Consider the following 21472-nt stretch of genomic DNA (forward strand, 5'->3'; position numbering starts at 1 on the left):
TGCGAGCGTACCGATGCCGTGATGCCGTCCAACCTGTCTGCTGCCAACGACAGCAACAAGCTGCGCATCACCGAAGCCGTATGTAAAGGCGCCGTAGAGACCTCCGAGAAGCTGGACGCCCCGCTGATCGTGGTCGCTACCGAAGGCGGCAAGTCTGCCAAGGCCATTCGCAAGTACTTCCCGAAAGCCTGGATCCTGGCGATCACCACCAACAAGAAAACTGCTGCCCAGCTGGTTCTGACCAAGGGTGTGGTTGCCCACGTGGTTGACAGCATCGCCTCTACCGACGATTTCTATCGCATCGGTAAAGAAGCCGCGCTGGAAATCGGCATGGGTCTGAAAGGTGACGTAGTTGTGATGGTCTCCGGTGCTCTGGTACCGAGCGGCACAACCAACACCGCTTCTGTTCACGTTCTTTAATCAGAGCTGAACGAGTTGAAAACGGCGCCTGCGGGCGCCGTTTTTTTTGTCCCTCCCCCCTGCTTACCTGACAAGCCCGGTGTTAGAATCCACGCGAATTTAATCTATGCGGGAAATCTCCCGAATATCGCGTAATAACCCGGAAGTTATATGCCCTCAATACGTTTTAAAAGAGTCTCGGCCACCCTGTTGCCGCTGCTCTGTCTCCTCGCCAGCCTCTGCGTGCCGCAAGCCATGGCGCAAGATGTCCCCTCTCGCAACGCAGTTCAGCGAGCGCTGGATGGTCTGGGTAAATCAGAGACCCTGACCGTCAGTCAGCAAGCGGATCAGAAGTTGCTGACCGAAACCCTCGGACTGCTCGACAGCATCGACAAGGAAGAGGCGAAGGCCAAAACCCAGGCCCAGCGGATCCGCAACCTGCCCACCGAGCTCAGAGAGATCAGCGCCAAGCTCGATGCCCTGACCAAGGGCAAGAGTGCCGAGCAGATCAAGAGCGAATACGCCAGCATGAGTCTGGCAGAGCTCGACAGCCGTCAGCCGGAAGTGCTGGCCAACATGCAGGCGGCCCAGGAGGCCCTCGGCGCCATCGGCAGCCAGCTCACCAGCTTGCAGACCCTGCCGGAGCGGGCCCAGGCCAGCATGAGCCGTGCCTACCAGCGCAGTCAGGAGATCCGTACCCGCCTCAACGCCGGTGAAAGCGTCTCCAGCGCCGAGAAGATGAAGCTCGGTGCCGAGCTGGCCCTGCTCGACCTGCAACTGGCCCACCTGCAAAAGGAGCTGGATAACCGAACCAGCATGCAGGATCTGGCGATCAAGCAGCGCGACTACCAGAGTGCCCGTCTCGCCAGCGAAGAGCAGAAACTGCAGCTGTTGCAGGATCAGAGCAGCGCCAAGCGCCTCGGCGACACAGAAAAAACCGCCGAGCAGACCGGTGAACTGGTGGCGACCGAAGACAGCCCACTGGTGCAAAAAGAGCAGGAACTCAACCACCAGCTCAGCCAGCAGCTGATCGGTGCCACCACCAGCCTCAACTCGCTGGTACAAAAAAACCTGCAAGCCAAGAGCTGGCTGGAGCGCGGCATCCAGACCGAGCGTAACCTCAATGAACAGGTGCAGATGCTCAAGGGCAATCTGCTGCTATCGCGCATCCTCTATCAGCTCTACCAGCAACTGGAAGCGGCGCCCACCATCGCCGTCAAAAATCTGGAAGAGCAGATTGCCGATCTCCATCTGGCCCAGTTTGAACTGAGCCAGCAGCGTGACCAGCTGTTCCAGAAGAACCTCTATCTGGACAATCTGATCGCCGGCAGCAAGGATCCGGTGAGCGAGGAGGACAAAGAGAGCCTTGCCAAGCTGCTCGACACCCGCATCAATCTGCTCGACCAGCTCAACCGCCAACTCGACAGCCAGCTCACCAACGCCATCAGCCTGCAGCTGACCCAGCAGCAGCTGGCGCGGGTCTATGCCTCTATCGAATTTACCCTGCAGCAACATATCTTCTGGGTAAGCAGCAACAAGCCCATCGACAGCAAGTGGTTTATCAGCTGGCCCGCCCAGGCCTATAAACAGGCCTCCGACTGGGTATTGAAACCGGACTGGAAACGCTGGCGCGAAGAGCTGCTGGGGATCTCCCTGCTCGCCTTCCCGCTGCTGCTGATCGGCGGCCTGCTGGTCTGGAAACGTCCGGCGCTGGTTGAGCGCGAGAAGAAGATCACCAAGGACCTTGGCCGTTTCCGTCAAGACAGCCAGTGGCACACCCCGCGCGCCCTGCTCTATACCGTGCTGCAACGCCTGCCGGGCAGCATGTTCATTCTGGCTGGCGGTCTGCTGCTCACCTACTGCGGTCTGCTCAGTCCCAAGCTGATGTTCCAGATCACCCTGAACCTCGCCCTCGGTTATCTGGTGTTCAGCGTCTATCTGGCGGTGATGCGCCCGGGCGGCATCGCCGAAACCCACTTCCGGATCCCGAAAGCGGAGCTGCAGGCCAAGCGCAACAGCATGCGCTACATCTGGTTGCCACTGCTGCCGCTCATCATGCTCGCAACCAAGGCGGTGGTTGAACCCTCCACCTTGGGCAACGACGTGATCGGTCAGGCCATGACCCTGACCCTGCTGGGGCTGGCCGCCTATCTGGTGTTCCCCATCTCCCGCGCCCGCATCAAGGGCGAGGCGAGCATGCAGAAGTCGCTGATCGCCATCGCCCTGGCGCTGGCGCCGGTGGCGCTGATCGTGCTGGCTGTGCTCGGTTACTACTACACCGCGCTGAAGCTGACCGGTCGCCTGATCGAATCCTTCTACCTCATCATCATCTGGAGCCTAGTCTACCGCACCGCCCTGCGTGGTCTGGAGCTGGCTGCCCGTCGTCTGGCCTACCGCCGAGCGGTGGCCAAGCGTGAGCACAAATCTTCGGAAGATGCGGAAGGTGGCGAGTCCATCGAAGAGCAGCCCATGGACCTGGAGGATGTCAGCCAGCAGTCCCTGCGTCTGACCCGTACCGTGCTGATGCTGATCTTCGGTGTCGCCTTCTACTGGCTCTGGTCCGATCTGGTCGCGGTCTTCTCCTACCTCGACAGCATGGTGCTGTGGCACCGCAGTGAAGGCACCGGCGCCAACGCCGTGCTGTTCCCCATCAGCCTGAGTGACGTGCTGATCGGCTTCCTGCTGCTCGGCGGTGCCTGGTCACTGGCGCGCAACCTGCCGGGCTTGCTGGAGGTGCTGGTGCTCTCCAAGCTCAACCTGGCTCAGGGGACCGCCTACGCCATCACCACCATGCTCAACTACGTGCTGATCGGCTTTGGCTCCCTCACCGCTCTCTCCATGATGGGCGTACAGTGGGACAAGCTGCAGTGGGTAGCGGGTGGTCTGTCAGTCGGTATCGGTTTCGGCATGAAGGAAATTCTTTCCAACTTCGTCTCCGGCATCATCATCCTGTTCGAGCGTCCGGTGCGGATCGGTGACACCGTCACCATCGGCTCCTTCTCCGGTACCGTCTCGCGGATCCGCATTCGCGCCACCACCCTGACCGACTTCGACCGCAAAGAGGTGATCATCCCCAACCAGCAGCTGATGACAGAACGGCTCATCAACTGGTCGCTGAGTGACACCGTCACCCGGGTGATCGTACGGGTGGGCGTGGCGTATGGCTCGGATCTCGAGCTGACCCGCACCCTGCTCAAGCAGGCGGCCGACGAAAACAGCCGGGTGCTGAAAGACCCAGCCCCCATCGTCTACTTCCTCACCTTTGGCGCCAGCACGCTGGATCACGAGCTGCGCTTCTTCGTGAGCGAACTGGGGGATCGCAACCCGGCGGTGGACGAGTTGAACCGCAAGATCGACCAACTGTTCCGCGAGAACGGCATCGAGATCGCCTTCAACCAGATGGATGTCTACATCAAGAACATGCAGGGCGAAGAGCAGAAGGTGGAGTCCAACTCCGCCGCCCTGCCGCCGCCCGCGGAAGATGGCAAGCAGCCAGCCTGATAGCGAACTGCACTGATCTGATGGCAACAGCCGCTCACCCAGGTGAGCGGCTTTTTTATGTTCCCGTTGCTACGATCGTCCCCTCAGGCAACCACCGGAGAGTGATAAATGAGTTTACCCGCTGCGGTCTCTCACCTAATGTAGGCTGACGAACGGGAGAGCAGGGAGCCGCGTTTTCGCCCATGGATGACCAACAACTAGAGCACATTCTGTTTCGCTCCTTTGATGTGATCCCGCTCCCAATCCTGGTGTCCGAGTCGACAGCCAGCCAGGGTCATATGTCACTCGACCGGATCCCCCTGCGTCGCCATCTCTTCCTCAACAGGGCCTTTCGCGAACAGCTGGGCTATGAGCTGCAGGATCTGCCGGACATGGAGAGTTGGTTTCACCTCGCCTATCCCGATGAGAGCTATCGCAACTCGGTAATTCAGGCTTGGCATAACCAGATAGAGCAGAGCCTGCACCATGGACTGGAGGTCGCCGAGATGCCGGCGCTGATCCGATGCAAGAGTGGCCACTCTCGCTGGTTTATCGTCACCGCCCAGCTGGGGGCAGATGCCATCCCGGATAGCCATATCGTCACCTTTCGCGATATCCACGACCTGCAATGCATGGTAGAAGAGGTGAGCCGCCTCTCCTGCACCGATCCCCTCACCGAACTGACCAACCGGCGTGGCGCCCAGCAACAGCTGCAGGCTCTCTGGTTGCAGGGCCAGCCCCTCTCGGTGGTGTTGGGAGATATCGACCATTTCAAGCAGGTCAATGACCGCTACGGCCACCCTGCGGGCGATGCCGCGCTCTGCGCCGTCGCCCACGCCATGGCGGGCCAGCTGTTGCCGGGGGAGAGTCTGGCCCGTTGGGGCGGGGAGGAGTTCCTGCTGATCCTGCCAGACTGCAGCATTGAACAGGCAGCACGGCGCGCCGAACAACTGCGCCAGCATGTCAGTACCACCCGCTTGCCATGGCAAGGAAAACAGATCGCGCTAACCATCAGTCTGGGGTGTGCCAGCATGAAGGGTCAGGAGAGCATCGACTATCTGCTGATGATGGCAGACCGGGCCCTTTATCAGGCGAAGGAGCAGGGACGTAACCGGGTGGTCATCTCGGCACAATAGCCTGATAGCCAGAAAGGGAAGCTCGCACGCAACCATAAAAAAACCGAAGCACCAGGCTTCGGTTTTTTACTGCGGCAACTGGCATAGGCCAGCCGACCATTACTTCTTGATGCGGATAACCGGAGTCTCGCCCACAGTCACGGCACCAGTCATCTTCACCAGCTCTTTGATCTCGTCCATGTTGGAGATGACCACCGGAGTCAGGGTAGATTTGGCTTTTGCTTCCAGAACGGCCAGATCGAATTCGATGATGGTATCACCGCGCTTGACCTGCTGGCCTTCCTGAGCGATACGCTTGAAGCCTTCGCCTTTCAGTTCAACGGTGTCGATACCGAAGTGAACGAACAGCTCGATACCAGAGTCGGACTCCAGAGAGAACGCATGGTTGGTCTCGAAGATTTTTCCGATGGTGCCGTCGCACGGAGCAACCATCTTGTTGCCAGCCGGCTTGATGGCGATACCGTCACCCACGATCTTCTCGGCGAAGACAACGTCAGGCACATCTTCGATCGGCACGATTTCGCCAGACAGCGGAGCGAAGATTTCGATGCCGCCGGTATCAGCGCTATCGTCGGACACCAGTTTCTTCAGTTTGTCGAACAGACCCATAGTAAAAGCTCCTAGAGATGATTTGTCGCTGTTTGCAGCCGATCTTAGCAGACTGCCTTCTGCTTGATAAAGTTATCTACGCACGCTTCGATTTCAGCAGCGGTGGCAAAGCTCAATGCCTGGTCAGCCATTGCCTTCACATCTTCGAAGCTGGTGTTGCGGATAAGCTTCTTGATACGCGGTACAGAGATGGCGCTCATGGAGAACTCATCCAGACCCATACCCAGCAGCAGCAGGGTGGCGCGCTCGTCACCAGCCAGTTCACCACACATACCGGTCCACTTGCCTTCGGCGTGGGACGCATCGATAACCATCTTGATCAGGGTCAGGACGGAGGGTGACAGCGGGTTGTACATAGCGGAGATCATCTCGTTACCGCGATCGACAGCCAGGGTGTACTGGGTCAGGTCGTTGGTACCGATACTGAAGAAATCCACTTCCTTGGCCAGATGATGAGCCATCACGGCAGCGGCCGGGGTCTCGATCATGATACCCACTTCGATGGATTCATCAAAGGCTTTGCCTTCGGCACGCAATTCGGCTTTCAGCGTCTCCACGGTAGCTTTCAGGCTACGGAACTCTTCGACAGAGATGATCATCGGGAACATGATGCGCAGTTTGCCGAAGGCAGACGCACGCAGAATGGCCCGCAGCTGAGCGTGCATGATGTCTTCGCGGTCGAAGAAAATACGCACGGCACGCCAGCCCAGGAAGGGGTTCATCTCTTTCGGGAAATTCATGTACGGCAGCTCTTTGTCGCCGCCAATGTCCATGGTACGCACGATGATCGGCTGATCCGGCATCGCTTCGGCCACTTCTTTGTAGGCTTTGAACTGCTCGTCTTCGGTCGGCAGCGCGTCACGGTCCATGAACAGGAACTCGGTACGGTACAGACCCACGCCTTCGGCGCCATTGCGGATGGCACCTTCGGTATCCTTGACGGTACCGATGTTGGCGCACACTTCGACCTGGTGACCATCCAGCGTGATGGCAGGCAGATCTTTCAGCTTGGCCAGCTCATCTTTCTCGGCCTGGAACTGAGCCTGGAACTTCTTGGCTTCGTTCAGCTGTTCAGCGGTCGGATTGATGATGATCTGGTTATTGATCGCATCCAGCACCAGCATGTCACCGTTCTTGACGCGCTCGGTGATGTCGTTGGTGCCTACCACGGCCGGCAGCTCCAGGGAGCGGGCCATGATGGAGGTGTGAGAGGTACGGCCACCGATATCGGTGACGAAACCCAGCACATATTTCAGGTTGATCTGAGCGGTTTCAGACGGGGTCAGGTCTTTGGCGACCAGGATCACCTCTTCGTCGATGGTGCTCAGGTTGACAACGGCGATGCCCAGCACGTTCTTCACCAGACGGGTACCGATGTCACGGAAGTCGGTAGCGCGCTCGCGCAGATAGGGGTCATCCAGCTCGGCCATCATCTTGGCGTACTGCTCGATCACCTCATAGATGGCTTTGTCGGCGGATGCCTTGTTCTCTTTGATGAAGGATTTGATATCCCCTTCCAGCTCCTCATCTTCGAGCAACATGATGTGGCCTTCGAAGATGGCCTCTTTTTCCTCACCGAAGGTGCGACCGGCCATCTCTTTGATGGCTTCCAGCTGGGCAGCTGACTTGGTACGAGCTTCGAGGAAACGGTTGATCTCGCCATCAATCTGATCAGCAGAGATTTTGCCCTGATTGATAACGATTTCATCTTCTTTAAGAAGAAGCGCCTTACCGAATGCGATACCGGGGGACGCAAGAATGCCAGATATCATAATCCTTCCTATTAAAACGACTGTGGGGGAGGAATCTAAAGCTGGATTACTCCAGCTCGTCCATCAGGGCAACCAGCTTCTCAACAGCTTGCTGGGCATCCGGGCCGTCAGCCTGGATGGTTACGTTGGTGCCCTTGGTCAGGCCCAGGGTCTGCAGCTTGAACAGGCTCTTGGCGCTGGCGGACTTGCCACCGGAGACCACAGTGATCTCGCTTTGGAATTCTTTGGCTTCTTTCACGAACTGAGCTGCCGGACGGGTGTGCAGGCCGTTTTCAGCAGTAATAACAACAGACTTCTCGTACATGGTTTCACCCCATATTATTGATATTTTTTGGTGGATTGGTCGTTTTTGAAGCAACCTGACCCACCGTGTCAGTATGGATATGTTGTAAAGTAACGAAAGCAGACCCGCAATGGTTTAATCCAGGTCAAGTTTCTGTGCAGTAATCGGCGCGCTGGTTGGCAATTTTCAGTTATTGGGCTACAAGCCGCATCAGGACTGGCCTGAAATTATTTTATAACGAAAAATAACACTTTGTTACTTTGTGATACCCAGCCAGCAAACACCGCGTGACGCCGCACAGGATATGAGATTTAGAGCGGAATGTCTGCTTTTTTTCTCACTCCGGAACTTGTTATTTTACCCCAAAAAATAAGGATCAAGTGACACTAACAGGGGTTGAGTCTAGCCCATAAAGAAGCGGCGCTCCTGGGAGCGCCGCTGTTTTGAAAGATTCCGATCAGTTACTGCTGCAGTTCCTGCTCGCTGAACACCCCGGCAAACAGGGCGCTGGAGAGGTAACGCTCCGCCGCACTCGGCAGAATGACCACTATGGTTTTGCCCGCAAATTCCGGCAGCTCGGCCAGACGGCTGGCAGCCACCACCGCAGCACCGGAGCTGATACCGGCCAGGATCCCCTCCTCCTCCATCAGGCGGCGGGCCATCTCGATGGCTTCATCGCTGGTCACCTTCTCCACCCGGTCGATGAGGGAGAGGTCCAGGTTGCCCGGGATAAAGCCTGCGCCGATCCCCTGGATCTTGTGGGGGCCCGGTTTGCTCTCTTCCCCGGCCAACTTCTGACTGATGACCGGCGACTCGGCCGGTTCGACCGCGACAGAGACCACCGCCTTGCCCTGGGTCTTCTTCAGATAGCGGGAGACACCGGTAATGGTGCCACCGGTACCGACCCCGGCCACGAACACATCCACCTCACCGTCAGTGGCATCCCAAATCTCGGGGCCAGTGGTCTTTTCGTGGATCTCCGGGTTGGCCGGGTTTTCAAACTGTTGCAGCAACACATACTTGCCCGGCTCGGATTCGAGGATCTCGTTGGCCTTGGCAATGGCCCCCTTCATGCCGAGCGGCCCTTCGGTCAGCACCAGATTGGCACCGAGCGCCTTGAGCAGCTTGCGGCGCTCCAGGCTCATGGTGGCCGGCATGGTCAGGGTGATGGGATAGCCGCGAGCCGCCGCGACAAAGGCCAGAGCAATGCCCGTGTTGCCGCTGGTGGGCTCGATGATCTCCTTACCCTTGGTCAGGATGCCGCGCTTCTCGGCATCCCAGATCAGGTTGGCACCGATACGGCACTTGACGCTGAAGCTGGGGTTGCGGCTCTCGATCTTGGCCAGCACGCGACCTTTGGTAACACGGTTGAGACGAACCAGCGGGGTGTGACCGATAGTCTGGCTGTTGTCCTCAAAAATTTTGCTCATGGCGCTATCCCTGTGTTTGTTACGACGATGAAACAAGATTACCCTGTGGTTTCTGAATGAGAAGTGACTATTCGTTATAACCATATGGTATTACAACATATAGAGCTTATTCTCTCTGGCCCCTGACTCCGGGCGCCAATCGTCAAAGGAACCGACGTTATGGGATTTTCAGGAAGCAGCCAGTATCTCGCCTCCGATGCATTGAAGATGGCGGTCAATGCCGCCATCACCCTCGAAAAACCGCTGCTGATCAAAGGGGAGCCGGGCACCGGCAAGACGGTGCTGGCGGAAGCGGTCGCCGACCATCTCGGCACCGATCTCATTGCCTGGCATATCAAGTCCACCACCAAGGCCCAGCAGGGACTCTACGAATATGATGCGGTGGCCCGGCTGCGCGATTCCCAGCTCGGCGACCCCAGAGTGGCCGATATCAGCCACTACATTCGCCAGGGCAAACTGTGGCAGGCTTTTAGCGCCGAGCAGCGACCTGTGCTGCTGATCGACGAGATAGACAAAGCCGACATCGAATTCCCCAACGATCTGCTGCTGGAGCTGGATCGGATGGAGTTCGACGTCTACGAGACCGGCGAGCGAGTCAAGGCGCGCCAGCGGCCGGTGGTCATCATCACCTCCAACAATGAAAAAGAGCTGCCGGACGCCTTCCTGCGCCGCTGTTTCTTCCACTACATCCGCTTCCCCGACAAGGCCGAGATGCAGGCCATCGTCAAACTCCACTACCCCGACCTCAAGGAGAGCCTGCTTGGCGAGGCAATGGAGCTCTTCTTCGAGCTGCGCGAGGTAGAGGGGCTGCGCAAGAAACCCTCCACCTCGGAGCTGCTGGACTGGATCCGCCTGCTCTTGGCCGACGATATCGCCCCCGAGGCGATGCGCGCCCGCGAGCCAGGCAAGCTGGTGCCCGCGTTATATGGCGCCCTGCTCAAGACCGAGCAGGATCTGCATCTCTTCGAGAAGCTCGCCTTTCTGGCCCGGCGCGGCAACTAATTTATGCTGATCGACTTTTTTACCCACCTGCGCCGCCACAAGCTCCCCTGCAGCCTGCGCGAGTTGCTGGACTTGCACGCCGCACTGGCCGCCCGGCTGGTCGCTGTCGATATGGACGAGTTCTACCAGCTCTCCCGCTGCCTGCTGGTAAAAGACGAGGCCCACTACGATCGCTTCGATCGCGCCTTCGCCGAATACTACGAGGGGCTGGAAGCCATCCCCCTGCTGCCGGAAAGCCTGCCCGAGGAGTGGCTGCGCAAGGAGTTCGAGCGACTGCTGAGCCCAGAGGAGAAGGCGCTGCTCAAATCCCTCGGCGGACTCGACAAGCTGCTGGAGACCCTCAACCAGCGGTTAAGCGAGCAGAAAGAGCGCCACGCCGGTGGCAACAAGTGGGTAGGGACTGGCGGCAGCAGCCCGTTTGGCCATGGCGGTTTTCACCCCGAGGGGGTGCGCATGGGTGGAGAGGGGCTGCACGGTAAGGCGGCCAAGGTGTGGGAGGCCCGTCACTATCGCAACTTCAGCGAGGACTCACCGCTCGGCCAGCGTGCCATTCAGCTGGCGCTGCGCAAGCTCAGACGCTGGGTGCGCAAAGGCAATCCCGACGAGCTGGATCTCGACGACACCATAAAAAGTTCTGCCCGCCAGGGCTGGCTCGATGTGAAGCTGCGGCCCGAGCGCCACAACGGGGTCAAGCTGCTGGTTTTTTTCGATGTAGGGGGCTCCATGGATGCCCACGTGGCCGAGGTGCAGCGCCTCTTCTCCGCCCTGCACCACGAGTTCAAGCATCTGGAGTACTTCTATTTTCACAACTGTCTCTACGACTTCGTCTGGAAGGATAACGCCCGCCGCTTTGAGGAGCGGTTCGATACCCTGCGCCTGCTGCGCACCTACGGCAGCGACTACCGGGTGATCCTGGTGGGGGATGCCACCATGGGCCCCTACGAGATCACCTGGCCCGGCGGCAGCGTCGAGCAGTGGAACGAGGAGTCGGGTCAGGTGTGGCTTACCCGATTGCAGCAGCACTTCCCCAAACTGGTGTGGATCAATCCCACCCCGCGGCGGGAGTGGCTCTGGCATCCCTCCATCAAACTGATGAATGACGTGGTTGGCGGACGGATGCATCCGCTGACCCTGGCGGGTCTCGCTGCGGCGATCGACCAGCTGTAACCCTCTCTACCCTATAAACCGACAAGCCGGGAACGCACCCGGCGAGGAGCAAAGATGACCTCTATCGTGATCAGTGGCTCAGGCCTCTATACCCCACCCTTTGCCGTCAGCAATGAAGAGCTGGTGGCCGCCTTCAACCAGTATGTGGATCTCTACAACGAGGAGAACGCCTCCGCCATCGATGCCGGCCAGCTCCCCGCCAAGCAGCACTCCAGTTGCGAGTTCATCGAGAAGGCCTCCGGCATCAAGAGCCGTTATCTGGTGAGCCGCGAGGGGGTACTCAACCCCGACATCATGCAGCCGCTGCTGGCGGAGCGGCCCGATGAGATGCCCTCCATCATGGTGGAGATGGCAGTGGCCGCCGCCGAGCAGGCGCTGATCGCCGCCGGCCGCGAGCCCGGCGAGATCGATCTGGTGATCGTCGCCGCCTCCAACATGCCGCGCCCCTATCCAGCGCTGGCCATCGAGCTGCAGCATTATCTGGGGGCGAGCGGCATGGCCTTTGACATGAACGTGGCCTGCTCGTCTGCCACCTTCGGTATCAAGACAGCCGCCGACATGCTGGCGGCAGGCACCGCCAACGTGGCGCTGGTAGTCAATCCGGAGATCTGCTCGGGGCACCTCAATTTTCGCGATCGTGATAGCCACTTTATCTTCGGCGATGCCTGCACCGCGGTGCTGCTGGAGCGAGCGGAAGATTGCAAGGTGGCCAACCCGTGGCAACTGGTAGCCAGCAAGCTGGTGACCCAGTACTCCAACAACATCCGCAACAACTTCGGCTTTCTGAACCGGCTGAGCCCGCGCACCCGCTACAGCGACGACAAGCTGTTTCGCCAGCAGGGGCGCAAGGTGTTCAAGGAGGTGTTGCCGCTGGTGTGCGATCAGATAGCCAACCAGCTCGATGAGCAGGGCTGGCCCGCCGAGAGCCTGAACCGGCTCTGGCTCCATCAGGCCAACCTCACCATGAACCAGTTCATCGGCCGCAAACTGCTCGGCCACGATGCCAGCCAGCAGGAGGCGCCGGTCATTCTTGATAGCTATGGTAATACCAGCTCGGCGGGTTCCATCATCGCGTTTCATCTGTACAATCGCGACCTTCCTGCGGGGGCTCGCGGCGTACTGTGCTCCTTTGGCGCAGGCTACTCCATCGGTAGCCTGCTGCTACAACGACAGTAACAGAGTGCGCGGGGAGAGTGGCCCGCGCCCTGTACTCTGATTGGGGTTTGGCGCTGTTTCGCCGCTAGCCCCTCTCTCGGTTCACCCTTGCGAGAGGAGAAAACGGGCATAAATAGTGGCCAGACCATGACTATTGATCCGAAAACACCGGACTACTGTGACAACGCATACCGACAAGCCATTGATGAAAAACTTATTTTTCAGATTGGTTGCAATTTTTGAGTACCATGGTGCAACGGGGCGATATCTGGATCACAAGATGACAGGAAAAGGCTGCAATTTGTCATCCTTTGCCAATGATGGCTTCCAATGAATTCGAGGTTTGCTATCATCCGGAGACATTTCTTATCTGTCGCCGGCTACAAAAGAATCCCCTCATGTACACACAGTTCTTCGGCCTATCGGAACCGCCTTTCTCCATCTCGCCCAATCCCAAGTACCTCTATATGAGTGAGCGCCACGGCGAAGCCCTTGCTCACCTCAACTACGGATTGCAGGATGGTGGCGGCTTTGTGCTGCTGACCGGCGAAGTGGGCACCGGCAAAACCACCGTCTCCCGTTGCCTGCTGCAGCAGTTGCCAGCAGATACCGAGATCGCCTACATCCTCAACCCCTCCCTGACCGAACGGGATCTGCTGGCAGCCATCTGCGACGAGTTTCAACTCCCCTACCCCGCCGAGGCCGGGATCAAGCAACTGTTCGACCTGATCCGCGACCACCTGCTGGCCAACCTGACCGCAGGCAAGCGCAGCGTGGTACTGGTGGATGAGGCCCAACATCTGTTGCCCGGGGTGTTGGAGCAGTTGCGTCTGCTCACCAACCTGGAAACCGACGAGAAAAAACTGCTGCAAATCGTGCTGATCGGCCAACCCGAACTGCAACAGATGCTGCGCCAGCCCCTGTTGCGCCAACTGGCCCAGCGCATCACCGCCCGCTACCACCTGCTGCCCCTCTCCGCCACCGATGTGGATGCCTACGTCCGCTTCCGGCTGCAAGTAGCCGGTTGTGTGCAGCCCATTTTTACCCCCAGAGCGATCCAGACGCTGCATCGGCTCTCCGGCGGCATTCCGCGCCTGATCAACCTCATCTGCGATCGCGCCCTGCTCGCCGCCTTCGCCCGTGGCAGCTACAAGATTGTTCATGGCGACATCAGCCAGGCAGCGTTCGAGGTGAGCGGCGTCCGTGATGAGGGGAGCTGGCTTTCCGGTCTGATGGTGACACTGGCTGGCGCCTTGCTGGTAGCTGCAGGCTGGTGGGGTTGGCAATTTTTCGGCGTATTCCCCGAACGGCCTGTGGTCAAGGTCGAGGTGCCTGTCACCGTTGACGAGACCGCCGAACAACAGGAACAGTTGACCGAGGCGATCAATCAGGCCCTCGACCCCGAGAGCGCCATGCAGAATCTCTATCGGGTCTGGGGCTATGAACCGGAACCGTTCGATGCCACCTGTGACAACGCCCCTCGCGCCGGTCTGCGCTGCCAGGAGGGAGAGGCAAGCCTCGAGGAGCTGCGCGCCCTGCAGCATCCCGCCATGATCACGCTCACTGACCAGAGTGGCGGTCTCTATTACGCCACCCTGGTCAATCTGGGGCCAAGCAAGGCCAGCCTGATGATCGGCAACCAAAGCTGGCAAGTGGATCGCCAGTGGCTCAGCGACAACTGGGGTGGCAGCTATACCCTGCTCTGGCGCATGCCGAAAGGGGGCGTCAGCCTGATCGCCAGCAATGCCGGACAGACCCAGATCCAGTGGCTCGACAACGCTCTGAGCCGAGCATTGCAACAACCCGAACGCAAGGTGCGCCGTTTCGATGGCGAGCTCAAGAACAAACTGCAGCAGTTCCAGCGGGATCAAGGACTCACCCCTGACGGCATCGCTGGCAGCAACACCCTGCTGCGGCTCAACGCACTCTCCGGCGAACCCATGCCAAGACTGGAGGAGACCTCCTGATGTCTACCCTGCTCAATGCCCTGCGCCGTGCCCAGCAGCCTTCGCAACAGAGCCATATTCCCGCCATGGGGTTGGCGATAGCCCGCGAGGAGGCGCAACCCGCGCGTCGCGTCGGCTGGTTGCTGGCGCCCCTTGCCCTGCTGCTGGGGGCGGGTGCCAACTATGGCTGGCATCTAATCCACCTGCGTCCCATCGAGGAGAAGGTGGAGGTAAAAGAGGTGATTGCCTCCCCCTTCGTGCGGGTTGAGCCCAAGGCGATGGTGACCCGTCCGCTGCCCCCGCCCCTGCCGGAACCTGTAGTGCAGCAGCCCAGGGTCGCAGCGGCTGCCAGCAATCCGGCAGCCAGTCGACCAACCTTGGCCGAACAGCTGATGCGCGCCCTCAACGAAACACCGCTGCAACAGGAATCAGGTACAGTTTCCCAAAGCGTGCAGCCGGCCCAGTTGATGTCGCTGAATGCCGCTCCGCTTTCGGTTCGCCAGCAAGTGCCCGCATTCAGCTATGGCTCCCATGTGTTCTCATCCAATCCGGCCAAGCGGGCCGTGGTGCTCAATGGCCGCGAATACCGGGAAGGGAGCGAAATAGCCCCCGGGGTCGTGCTCGCCACCATCGACCAGCAGTACATTGTGCTGGATGTCGGAGGCCAGAGCGTAACCCTCAAGGCGTTGCAGGATTGGCAAGGGTGAGTACACACCTTCCCCTGATAATCGCTGGCAAGCAGGATGCACCTCGCCTGAGTGCCACTTTTATGAGCATTCAAAGGTTTACGGTGTGATGAAATATCCATTTTTACGGTTTGGTGCGCCCCGACCCGTTGTGTCACAGCACGCAGCCGTACACAATACGCAGCCGCCCCAGAGCCTGGAATTTGTTGATTAATATGACGCTACGATTCAGGGATGACATCTTGACCCTGCTGCTGGCCCGGAGCCGGCAGCTTCCTTTGACTCGCGTCACCGGAGTGTTCTTTCTGGTGCTGCTGCTGATGCTGGCCCAGCAGAGCGCAGCCCTCACCTGGCGCTTGCTCACTCTGGCAAACCCGCAATCCAACCAGCCGTGGCAACCCTCCACCGTGGCGGTCAGCGGCCAGAGCAACCCGCGCCTTGAACTGGGCGAGGTAAGCCGACTGGCGCTGTTTGGCAAGGCGCTCCCCAAGGCACAGGCCAAAGCCGCCGTGGCCGCCAATGCGCCGCGTACCCAGCTCAATGCCCAGCTCAACGGAGTGTTGGCAAGCTCGGATCCCGCCAAATCCATCGCCATCATCGCCATGTCCGGCATCCAGAACTCCTATGGGGTCGGTGACATGATTGACAGCACCCAGGCGCGGATCCGGCAGGTCTATCCGGATCGGGTGATCATCGAGCGGGAGGGCCGCGACGAGACCCTGATGCTGGATGGCGAGGAGTATGGCAAGCCGCTACCGCAAACAACAAACACCACACCCCTTGGCTCCCTGCGCAGCGAGCTGATAGCCGATCCGGGCAAGATCACTGATTACCTCAATATTTCACCGGTTCAGATGGATGGCCGCATGGCCGGTTATCGCCTCAACCCGGGCAACAATCCGGAATTTTTCAACCAAAGCGGGCTGCAGGCCAATGATCTGGCCATCAGCATCAACGGACTGGATCTGCGTGACAACATGCAAGCCATGCAGGCGATGCAGCAGCTGGCTGGCGCAACGGAAATGACAGTAACCGTCGAGCGGCAGGGCGAACAGTTCGACATCTATGTGCGCTTGTCAGAATAATGATTTGGAGTCGTACCAATAATGACCACTAAAGGGAAAGGCTGGCGTCTGGCCACTATCGCAGCGGCTCTGATGATGGCGGGCTCAGCCTGGGCCACCGAGTACTCTGCCAGCTTCAAGAACGCCGACATCGAAGAGTTCATCAATACGGTGGGCAAAAACCTCAACAAGACCATCATCATAGAGCCCTCGGTGCGCGGCAAGATCAACGTGCGCAGCTACGACCTGCTCAACGAGGAGCAGTACTACCAGTTCTTCCTGAGTGTGCTCGATGTCTACGGCTTTGCCGTGGTGCCGATGAATAACGGCGTGCTCAAGGTGCTCCGCTCGCGGGATGCCAAAACCTCCGCCATTCCGGTGGTGGATGGCAATAACCCGGGAGTGGGCGACGAGATGGTGACCAGAGTCGTGCCGGTACGCAACGTCTCGGTGCGTGAACTGGCTCCCCTGCTGCGCCAGCTCAACGACAACGCCGGTGGGGGCAACGTGGTGCACTACGAGCCATCAAATGTGCTGCTCATCACCGGCCGCGCCGCCGTGGTCAACCGTCTTGTGGAAGTGGTGAACCGGGTCGACCGCGCAGGCGATCAGGATGTGGACATCATCAAGCTGAGATATGCCTCGGCCGGTGAGATGGTGCGGCTGGTGACCAACCTCAACAAGGATGGCAATCCACAAGGGGGCACCGCCTCCCTGTTGCTGTCGCCCAAGGTGGTGGCCGACGAGCGTACCAACTCGGTGGTGGTGAGCGGTGAGCCGAAAGCGCGCGCCCGCATCATCCAGATGGTTCGCCAGCTCGACCGCGACCTGCAGAGTCAGGGCAACACCCGGGTCTTCTATCTCAAATATGGCAAGGCCAAGGATATGGTCGATGTGCTCAAGGGGGTCAGCTCCAGCATCGAGGCTGACAAGAAGGGGGGCGGAGCAACCACAGGGGGCGCCAGCATCGGCGGTGGCAAGCTGGCCATCTCTGCCGACGAGGCAACCAATGCCCTGGTCATCACCGCCCAGCCGGATGTGATGGCGGAACTGGAGCAGGTGGTGGCCAAGCTCGATATCCGTCGCGCCCAGGTGCTGGTAGAAGCGATCATCGTCGAAATTGCCGACAGTGACGGCCTCAATCTGGGCGTGCAGTGGGCCAACACCAACGCTGGCGGCACCCAATTTACCAACACAACACTGCCCATTGGCGGAGCCATCGCAGCCGGTAAGGATTACCAGGATGGCAATACCGAGACAGCTACCAACTTGCTTGGGAGCTTTAACGGGATGGCCGCCGGTTTCTATCACGGCGATTGGGCCATGTTGGCGACGGCTCTCGCCTCCAATACCAAGAGCGATATTCTCTCAACCCCGAGTATCGTCACCATGGACAACAAGGAGGCCTCCTTCAATGTCGGACAGGAGGTGCCGGTGCAGAGCGGTTCACAAAGCTCCACCACCAGCGATCAGGTGTTCAACACCATAGAGCGCAAGACGGTGGGCACTAAGCTGACGGTTACGCCGCAGATTAACGAAGGGGACTCGGTACTGCTCAACATCGAGCAGGAGGTCTCCAGCGTCGCCAAGGTCGTATCAGACAGTACCAAGGGACTAGGCCCCACCTTCGATACCCGCACGGTGAAAAACGCCGTACTGGTGAAGAGTGGCGAGACAGTGGTACTGGGTGGCCTGATGGATGAGCAGACCAAGGAGGAAGTTTCCAAGGTGCCGTTACTCGGCGATATCCCGGTACTGGGTTACCTGTTCCGCTCCACCAGCACCAACACCAACAAGCGCAACCTGATGGTCTTTATCCGGCCCACCATCTTGCGTGATGCGGAGGTTTATACCGGCGTCTCCAGTAACAAGTACAGCCTGTTCCGCGCCGAACAGCTCAATGCTGCCGCCCAGGAGGGGTATCTCACCTCGCCCACCCGTCAGGTTTTGCCCGTCTATGGCCAGGATGTGATGATGTCACCCGAAATCCGGCAGGAAGTGGAAAATCAGATGGAGCAGATAAAACGCCGCCAGCAGAACACAGCTGACAGCACCACCCCCTTTGTGCAGAGCCGTCCCTGATGAGTGCCTACCATCTTGATGGCGGCGAGTTGCCGCCCCCGCTGCCGGAGCTGCCCTTCGCCTTTGCCCGCAACTTCGGGGTGATCCTGATTGAGCGGGACGGCGCTCCCGTGCTGCAGTGCCGCCCCGGCGTCACCCCGCAGGCCCTGCTGGAAGTTCGGCGGGTAGCGGGTTGCAGCTTCGCGGTGGAGCAGCTCGACAACGAGGCCTTCGAAGAGCTGCTGATGGCCCACTATCAGCGCGACTCCTCCGAAGCGCGCCAGCTGATGGAAGATCTCGGCAACGAGATGGACTTCTTCGCCCTGGCCGAAGAGCTGCCGCAAAGCGAAGATCTGCTGGATGCCGATGACGACGCCCCCATCATTCGCCTCATCAACGCCATGTTGAGCGAGGCGATCAAGGAGGAGGCCTCCGATATCCATATCGAGACCTTCGAGCGGGCACTAGTGATCCGTTTTCGTATCGATGGGGTACTGCGGGAGATCCTGCGCCCCCATCGCAAGCTGGCATCACTGCTGGTCTCGCGGATCAAGGTGATGTCGCGGATGGATATTGCCGAGAAGCGGGTACCGCAGGATGGCCGTATCTCGTTGCGTATCGGCGGCCGCGCCGTCGACGTGCGGGTCTCCACCATGCCGTCCAGCTACGGCGAGCGGGTGGTATTGCGTCTGCTCGACAAGAACAACGTGCGCCTCGAGCTCAAGCAGCTGGGGATGACCGCGGCCAACCGCACCATCATCAGCGAGCTTATTCGCAAGCCCCACGGCATTATTCTGGTCACCGGCCCGACCGGTTCCGGTAAATCCACCACCCTCTATGCGGCGCTGTCAGAAATCAACTCGCGGGATCGCAACATCCTGACGGTGGAAGACCCCATCGAGTATGACCTCGAAGGGGTGGGCCAGACCCAGGTCAACACCAAGGTGGACATGACCTTCGCCCGCGGCCTGCGCGCCATCCTGCGTCAGGATCCGGATGTGGTGATGGTGGGGGAAATTCGAGATCTGGAAACCGCCCAGATTGCGGTACAGGCCTCCCTCACCGGTCACCTGGTGATGTCGACCCTGCACACCAACACCGCCATCGGCGCTATCACCCGGATGCGTGACATGGGGATCGAACCCTTCCTGCTCTCATCGTCCCTGCTGGCGGTGCTGGCCCAGCGGCTGGTGCGCACCCTCTGCCCCGATTGCCGTGCCCCGCGCCCCATCACCGAGCAGGAGCGCCTCGCCATGGGCATCGAGCTGGCCCCCGATCAGCAGGTGTGGCGTCCGGTCGGGTGCGAGCTGTGCAACCACACCGGCTACCGTGGCCGGACCGGCATCCACGAGCTGGTGGTGATCGACGAAGCGGTGCGAGAAGCCATTCACAGCGCCAGCGGCGAGCTCGCCATCGAGCGGCTGATCCGCGGCCACACCCCCAGCATCCGCCGTGACGGCATCGACAAGGTTCTCAAGGGGCAGACCAGCCTCGAAGAGGTACTGCGCGTGACCCGGGAAGATTGAGATGGCGGCATTCGAATACAAGGCCCTCGACAACAAGGGGCGCAGCAAGAGCGGCGTGATGGAGGGCGACTCGGCCCGTCAGGTACGCCAGCTGCTGCGCGAACAGGGGCTCACCCCCCTCGAGGTGAACGAGACCACCGAGAAGGCGAAACGGGAAGCGACCCGCTTCGCCCTGTTTCGGCGTGGTGCCAGCACTGCCGAACTGGCCCTGATCACTCGCCAGCTGGCGACCCTGGTCGGCGCCGGTCTCACCATCGAAGAGGCGCTCAAGGCGGTGGCCGAGCAGTGTGAAAAAGCCCACTTGCGCTCTCTGGTGGCGACCGTGCGCAGCAAGGTGGTGGAAGGGTATTCGCTGGCCGACTCGCTGGGGGCTTTTCCCCATGTGTTCGATCAGCTGTTTCGCTCCATGGTGGCGGCCGGTGAAAAATCGGGCCATCTGGAGAAGGTGCTCAACCGCCTCGCCGACTACACCGAGCAGCGCCAGCATATGCGCACCAAGCTGCTGCAGGCGATGATCTACCCCATCGTGCTCACCTGTGTCGCCATCGGGGTTATATCGATCCTGCTCACCGCCGTGGTACCCAAGGTAGTGGCCCAGTTTGAACACATGGGCCAGCAGCTGCCGGGCACCACCCGTTTTCTCATCGGCACCAGCGAACTGATGCAGGCCTACGGCCTCTGGTTCCTGCTGCTGATCTTCCTTGGCAGCTTTGTCTGGCGCTGGTGGCTCACCGATGAAAAGCGTCGCCGACGCTGGCATCAGGTGCTGCTCGGCCTGCCGGTGATTGGCCGGGTCAGCCGCGGTCTCAACACCGCCCGCTTCGCCCGTACGTTAAGCATCCTCAACGCCAGTGCGGTACCGCTGCTGGAGGGGATGAAGATCTCCGGCGAAGTGCTCTCCAACGACTTTGCCAGAATGCGCATTCTCGAGGCCGCCGAACGGGTGCGCGAGGGGACCAGTCTGCGCAAGTCGCTGACCGAGACCAAGATTTTCCCGCCCATGATGCTGCACATGATCGCCTCCGGCGAGCAGAGCGGCGAGCTCGACAGCATGCTGGAGCGGGCTGCAGACAACCAGGATCGGGAGTTTGAATCCCAGGTCAATATCGCCCTCGGGGTGTTCGAACCCATGCTGGTGGTCTCCATGGCCGGGGTGGTGCTGTTTATCGTGATGTCGATCCTGCAGCCGATCCTCGAGCTCAACAATATGGTGAATATGTAAGTTTCCGGTGTTCGGTGGCGCCGCTGGCGGCCCGTCGAACCCACCCAGTGATCACTCTCTGATGGGCCATCCCATCTCATTCGTTACGGAGCAACTCATGAACAAACGTCGTCAATCCGGTTTTACCCTGCTGGAAGTCATGGTGGTCATCGTGATCCTCGGCATTCTGGCCAGTCTGGTGGTGCCCAACCTGATGGGCAACAAGGAGAAGGCTGACCAGCAGAAAGCGGTCTCCGATATCGTGGCGCTGGAAAACGCCCTCGACATGTACAAGCTGGACAACAACCGCTACCCGACCACCGAACAGGGTCTGGATGCGCTGGTGACCAAGCCTTCCATCGATCCGGCGCCGCGCAGCTACCGCGATGGCGGCTACATCAAGCGCCTGCCGCAAGATCCCTGGGGCAACCCGTACCAGCTGCTGAGCCCGGGCCAGTTCGGCAAGATCGACATCTTCTCCATGGGTCTGGATGGTGAAGCCGGTACCGATGACGACATCGGCAACTGGAACCTGAAGGATTTCCAATAAGTGAT

The 21472-nt window shown here is 59.7% G+C and carries 17 protein-coding genes; 13 read left to right on the forward strand and 4 right to left on the reverse strand.

What is annotated here, in order from left to right:
• From G5358_RS10780 to G5358_RS10790, 3 genes are all read left to right on the forward strand, one after another.
• On the forward strand, positions 1 to 420 hold a 420-nt coding region (locus G5358_RS10780), incomplete at its 5' end, for a pyruvate kinase alpha/beta domain-containing protein (RefSeq protein WP_421324074.1).
• 150 nt (positions 421 to 570) lie between these two features.
• Complete coding sequence (gene mscK / locus G5358_RS10785; protein ID WP_005359039.1) at positions 571 to 3900, forward strand: mechanosensitive channel MscK; 3330 nt, start codon at positions 571 to 573, stop codon at positions 3898 to 3900.
• Between the two features lie 182 nt (positions 3901 to 4082).
• Positions 4083 to 5015, forward strand: coding sequence for a GGDEF domain-containing protein (locus tag G5358_RS10790; protein WP_216953168.1), 933 nt, complete (start codon positions 4083 to 4085; stop codon positions 5013 to 5015).
• Positions 5016 to 5114: 99 nt separating this feature from the next.
• Here G5358_RS10790 and crr read toward each other — a convergent pair whose 3' ends face one another.
• From crr to cysK, 4 genes are all read right to left on the reverse strand, one after another.
• Positions 5115 to 5624, reverse strand: coding sequence for a PTS glucose transporter subunit IIA (gene crr, locus G5358_RS10795; RefSeq protein ID WP_216953167.1), 510 nt, complete (start codon positions 5622 to 5624; stop codon positions 5115 to 5117).
• 44 nt (positions 5625 to 5668) lie between these two features.
• Complete coding sequence (gene ptsI / locus G5358_RS10800; protein ID WP_216953166.1) at positions 5669 to 7396, reverse strand: phosphoenolpyruvate-protein phosphotransferase PtsI; 1728 nt, start codon at positions 7394 to 7396, stop codon at positions 5669 to 5671.
• A 46-nt stretch (positions 7397 to 7442) separates the two neighbouring features.
• On the reverse strand, positions 7443 to 7700 hold the full coding sequence (locus G5358_RS10805; protein ID WP_005338266.1) for an HPr family phosphocarrier protein: 258 nt from the start codon (positions 7698 to 7700) through the stop codon (positions 7443 to 7445).
• 440 nt (positions 7701 to 8140) lie between these two features.
• A complete protein-coding gene (gene cysK, locus G5358_RS10810) occupies positions 8141 to 9109 on the reverse strand; it encodes a cysteine synthase A (protein WP_103251312.1) in 969 nt (322 codons plus the stop codon).
• A 159-nt stretch (positions 9110 to 9268) separates the two neighbouring features.
• Between cysK and G5358_RS10815 the strand changes: the two genes are divergently transcribed.
• From G5358_RS10815 to exeG, 10 genes are all read left to right on the forward strand, one after another.
• Positions 9269 to 10111, forward strand: coding sequence for an AAA family ATPase (locus G5358_RS10815; protein WP_421324075.1), 843 nt, complete (start codon positions 9269 to 9271; stop codon positions 10109 to 10111).
• Positions 10112 to 10114: 3 nt separating this feature from the next.
• Positions 10115 to 11278 (forward strand): vWA domain-containing protein, encoded by a 1164-nt coding sequence (locus G5358_RS10820; RefSeq protein ID WP_421324076.1) that lies wholly within the window; start codon positions 10115 to 10117, stop codon positions 11276 to 11278.
• A gap of 54 nt (positions 11279 to 11332) precedes the next feature.
• Entirely contained in the window at positions 11333 to 12454 is a 1122-nt protein-coding gene (locus G5358_RS10825) for a beta-ketoacyl-ACP synthase III (RefSeq protein WP_421324077.1), read from the forward strand.
• A 377-nt stretch (positions 12455 to 12831) separates the two neighbouring features.
• Positions 12832 to 14400, forward strand: coding sequence for an ExeA family protein (locus G5358_RS10830; protein ID WP_216978324.1), 1569 nt, complete (start codon positions 12832 to 12834; stop codon positions 14398 to 14400).
• Positions 14400 to 15086 carry a GspB family T2SS assembly factor variant ExeB gene (gene exeB / locus G5358_RS10835; RefSeq protein WP_216978323.1) on the forward strand — a complete coding sequence of 229 codons (687 nt, stop codon included), beginning with the start codon at positions 14400 to 14402 and terminating at the stop codon, positions 15084 to 15086. The genes G5358_RS10830 and exeB overlap by 1 nt, the downstream gene beginning before the upstream one ends.
• A gap of 221 nt (positions 15087 to 15307) precedes the next feature.
• Positions 15308 to 16150 (forward strand): GspC family type II secretion system variant ExeC, encoded by an 843-nt coding sequence (gene exeC / locus G5358_RS10840; RefSeq protein WP_421324078.1) that lies wholly within the window; start codon positions 15308 to 15310, stop codon positions 16148 to 16150.
• A 21-nt stretch (positions 16151 to 16171) separates the two neighbouring features.
• Positions 16172 to 18211: a GspD family T2SS secretin variant ExeD gene (exeD, locus tag G5358_RS10845; RefSeq protein ID WP_421324079.1), complete on the forward strand. Its 2040-nt coding sequence runs from the start codon at positions 16172 to 16174 to the stop codon at positions 18209 to 18211.
• On the forward strand, positions 18211 to 19716 hold the full coding sequence (exeE, locus tag G5358_RS10850) for a GspE family T2SS ATPase variant ExeE (RefSeq protein ID WP_421317436.1): 1506 nt from the start codon (positions 18211 to 18213) through the stop codon (positions 19714 to 19716). The genes exeD and exeE overlap by 1 nt, the downstream gene beginning before the upstream one ends.
• A gap of 1 nt (position 19717) precedes the next feature.
• The gene (gene exeF / locus G5358_RS10855) at positions 19718 to 20938 is read left to right on the forward strand and encodes a GspF family T2SS innner membrane protein variant ExeF (RefSeq protein WP_005338296.1); all 1221 of its coding nucleotides are present in this window, start codon (positions 19718 to 19720) and stop codon (positions 20936 to 20938) included.
• A gap of 97 nt (positions 20939 to 21035) precedes the next feature.
• On the forward strand, positions 21036 to 21467 hold the full coding sequence (exeG, locus tag G5358_RS10860; RefSeq protein WP_005338297.1) for a GspG family T2SS major pseudopilin variant ExeG: 432 nt from the start codon (positions 21036 to 21038) through the stop codon (positions 21465 to 21467).
• The last annotated feature ends 5 nt before the right edge of the window (positions 21468 to 21472 follow it).

The sequence above is a fragment of the Aeromonas sp. 604176 genome (genome assembly GCF_049170755.1).
GTDB lineage: Bacteria > Pseudomonadota > Gammaproteobacteria > Enterobacterales > Aeromonadaceae > Aeromonas > Aeromonas veronii_A.

Excerpts from the sequence above, each read along its gene's own strand:
- G5358_RS10805 (WP_005338266.1), bottom strand. The coding sequence starts at position 7,700 with ATGTACGAGAAGTCTGTTGTTATTACTGCTGAAAACGGCCTGCACACC.
- exeD (WP_421324079.1), top strand. The coding sequence starts at position 16,172 with ATGACCACTAAAGGGAAAGGCTGGCGTCTGGCCACTATCGCAGCGGCT.
- exeE (WP_421317436.1), top strand. The coding sequence starts at position 18,211 with ATGAGTGCCTACCATCTTGATGGCGGCGAGTTGCCGCCCCCGCTGCCG.
- G5358_RS10825 (WP_421324077.1), top strand. The coding sequence starts at position 11,333 with ATGACCTCTATCGTGATCAGTGGCTCAGGCCTCTATACCCCACCCTTT.
- crr (WP_216953167.1), bottom strand. The coding sequence starts at position 5,624 with ATGGGTCTGTTCGACAAACTGAAGAAACTGGTGTCCGACGATAGCGCT.
- exeG (WP_005338297.1), top strand. The coding sequence starts at position 21,036 with ATGAACAAACGTCGTCAATCCGGTTTTACCCTGCTGGAAGTCATGGTG.
- G5358_RS10830 (WP_216978324.1), top strand. The coding sequence starts at position 12,832 with ATGTACACACAGTTCTTCGGCCTATCGGAACCGCCTTTCTCCATCTCG.
- exeF (WP_005338296.1), top strand. The coding sequence starts at position 19,718 with ATGGCGGCATTCGAATACAAGGCCCTCGACAACAAGGGGCGCAGCAAG.
- exeB (WP_216978323.1), top strand. The coding sequence starts at position 14,400 with ATGTCTACCCTGCTCAATGCCCTGCGCCGTGCCCAGCAGCCTTCGCAA.
- ptsI (WP_216953166.1), bottom strand. The coding sequence starts at position 7,396 with ATGATATCTGGCATTCTTGCGTCCCCCGGTATCGCATTCGGTAAGGCG.
- G5358_RS10815 (WP_421324075.1), top strand. The coding sequence starts at position 9,269 with ATGGGATTTTCAGGAAGCAGCCAGTATCTCGCCTCCGATGCATTGAAG.
- G5358_RS10820 (WP_421324076.1), top strand. The coding sequence starts at position 10,115 with ATGCTGATCGACTTTTTTACCCACCTGCGCCGCCACAAGCTCCCCTGC.
- mscK (WP_005359039.1), top strand. The coding sequence starts at position 571 with ATGCCCTCAATACGTTTTAAAAGAGTCTCGGCCACCCTGTTGCCGCTG.
- G5358_RS10790 (WP_216953168.1), top strand. The coding sequence starts at position 4,083 with ATGGATGACCAACAACTAGAGCACATTCTGTTTCGCTCCTTTGATGTG.
- cysK (WP_103251312.1), bottom strand. The coding sequence starts at position 9,109 with ATGAGCAAAATTTTTGAGGACAACAGCCAGACTATCGGTCACACCCCG.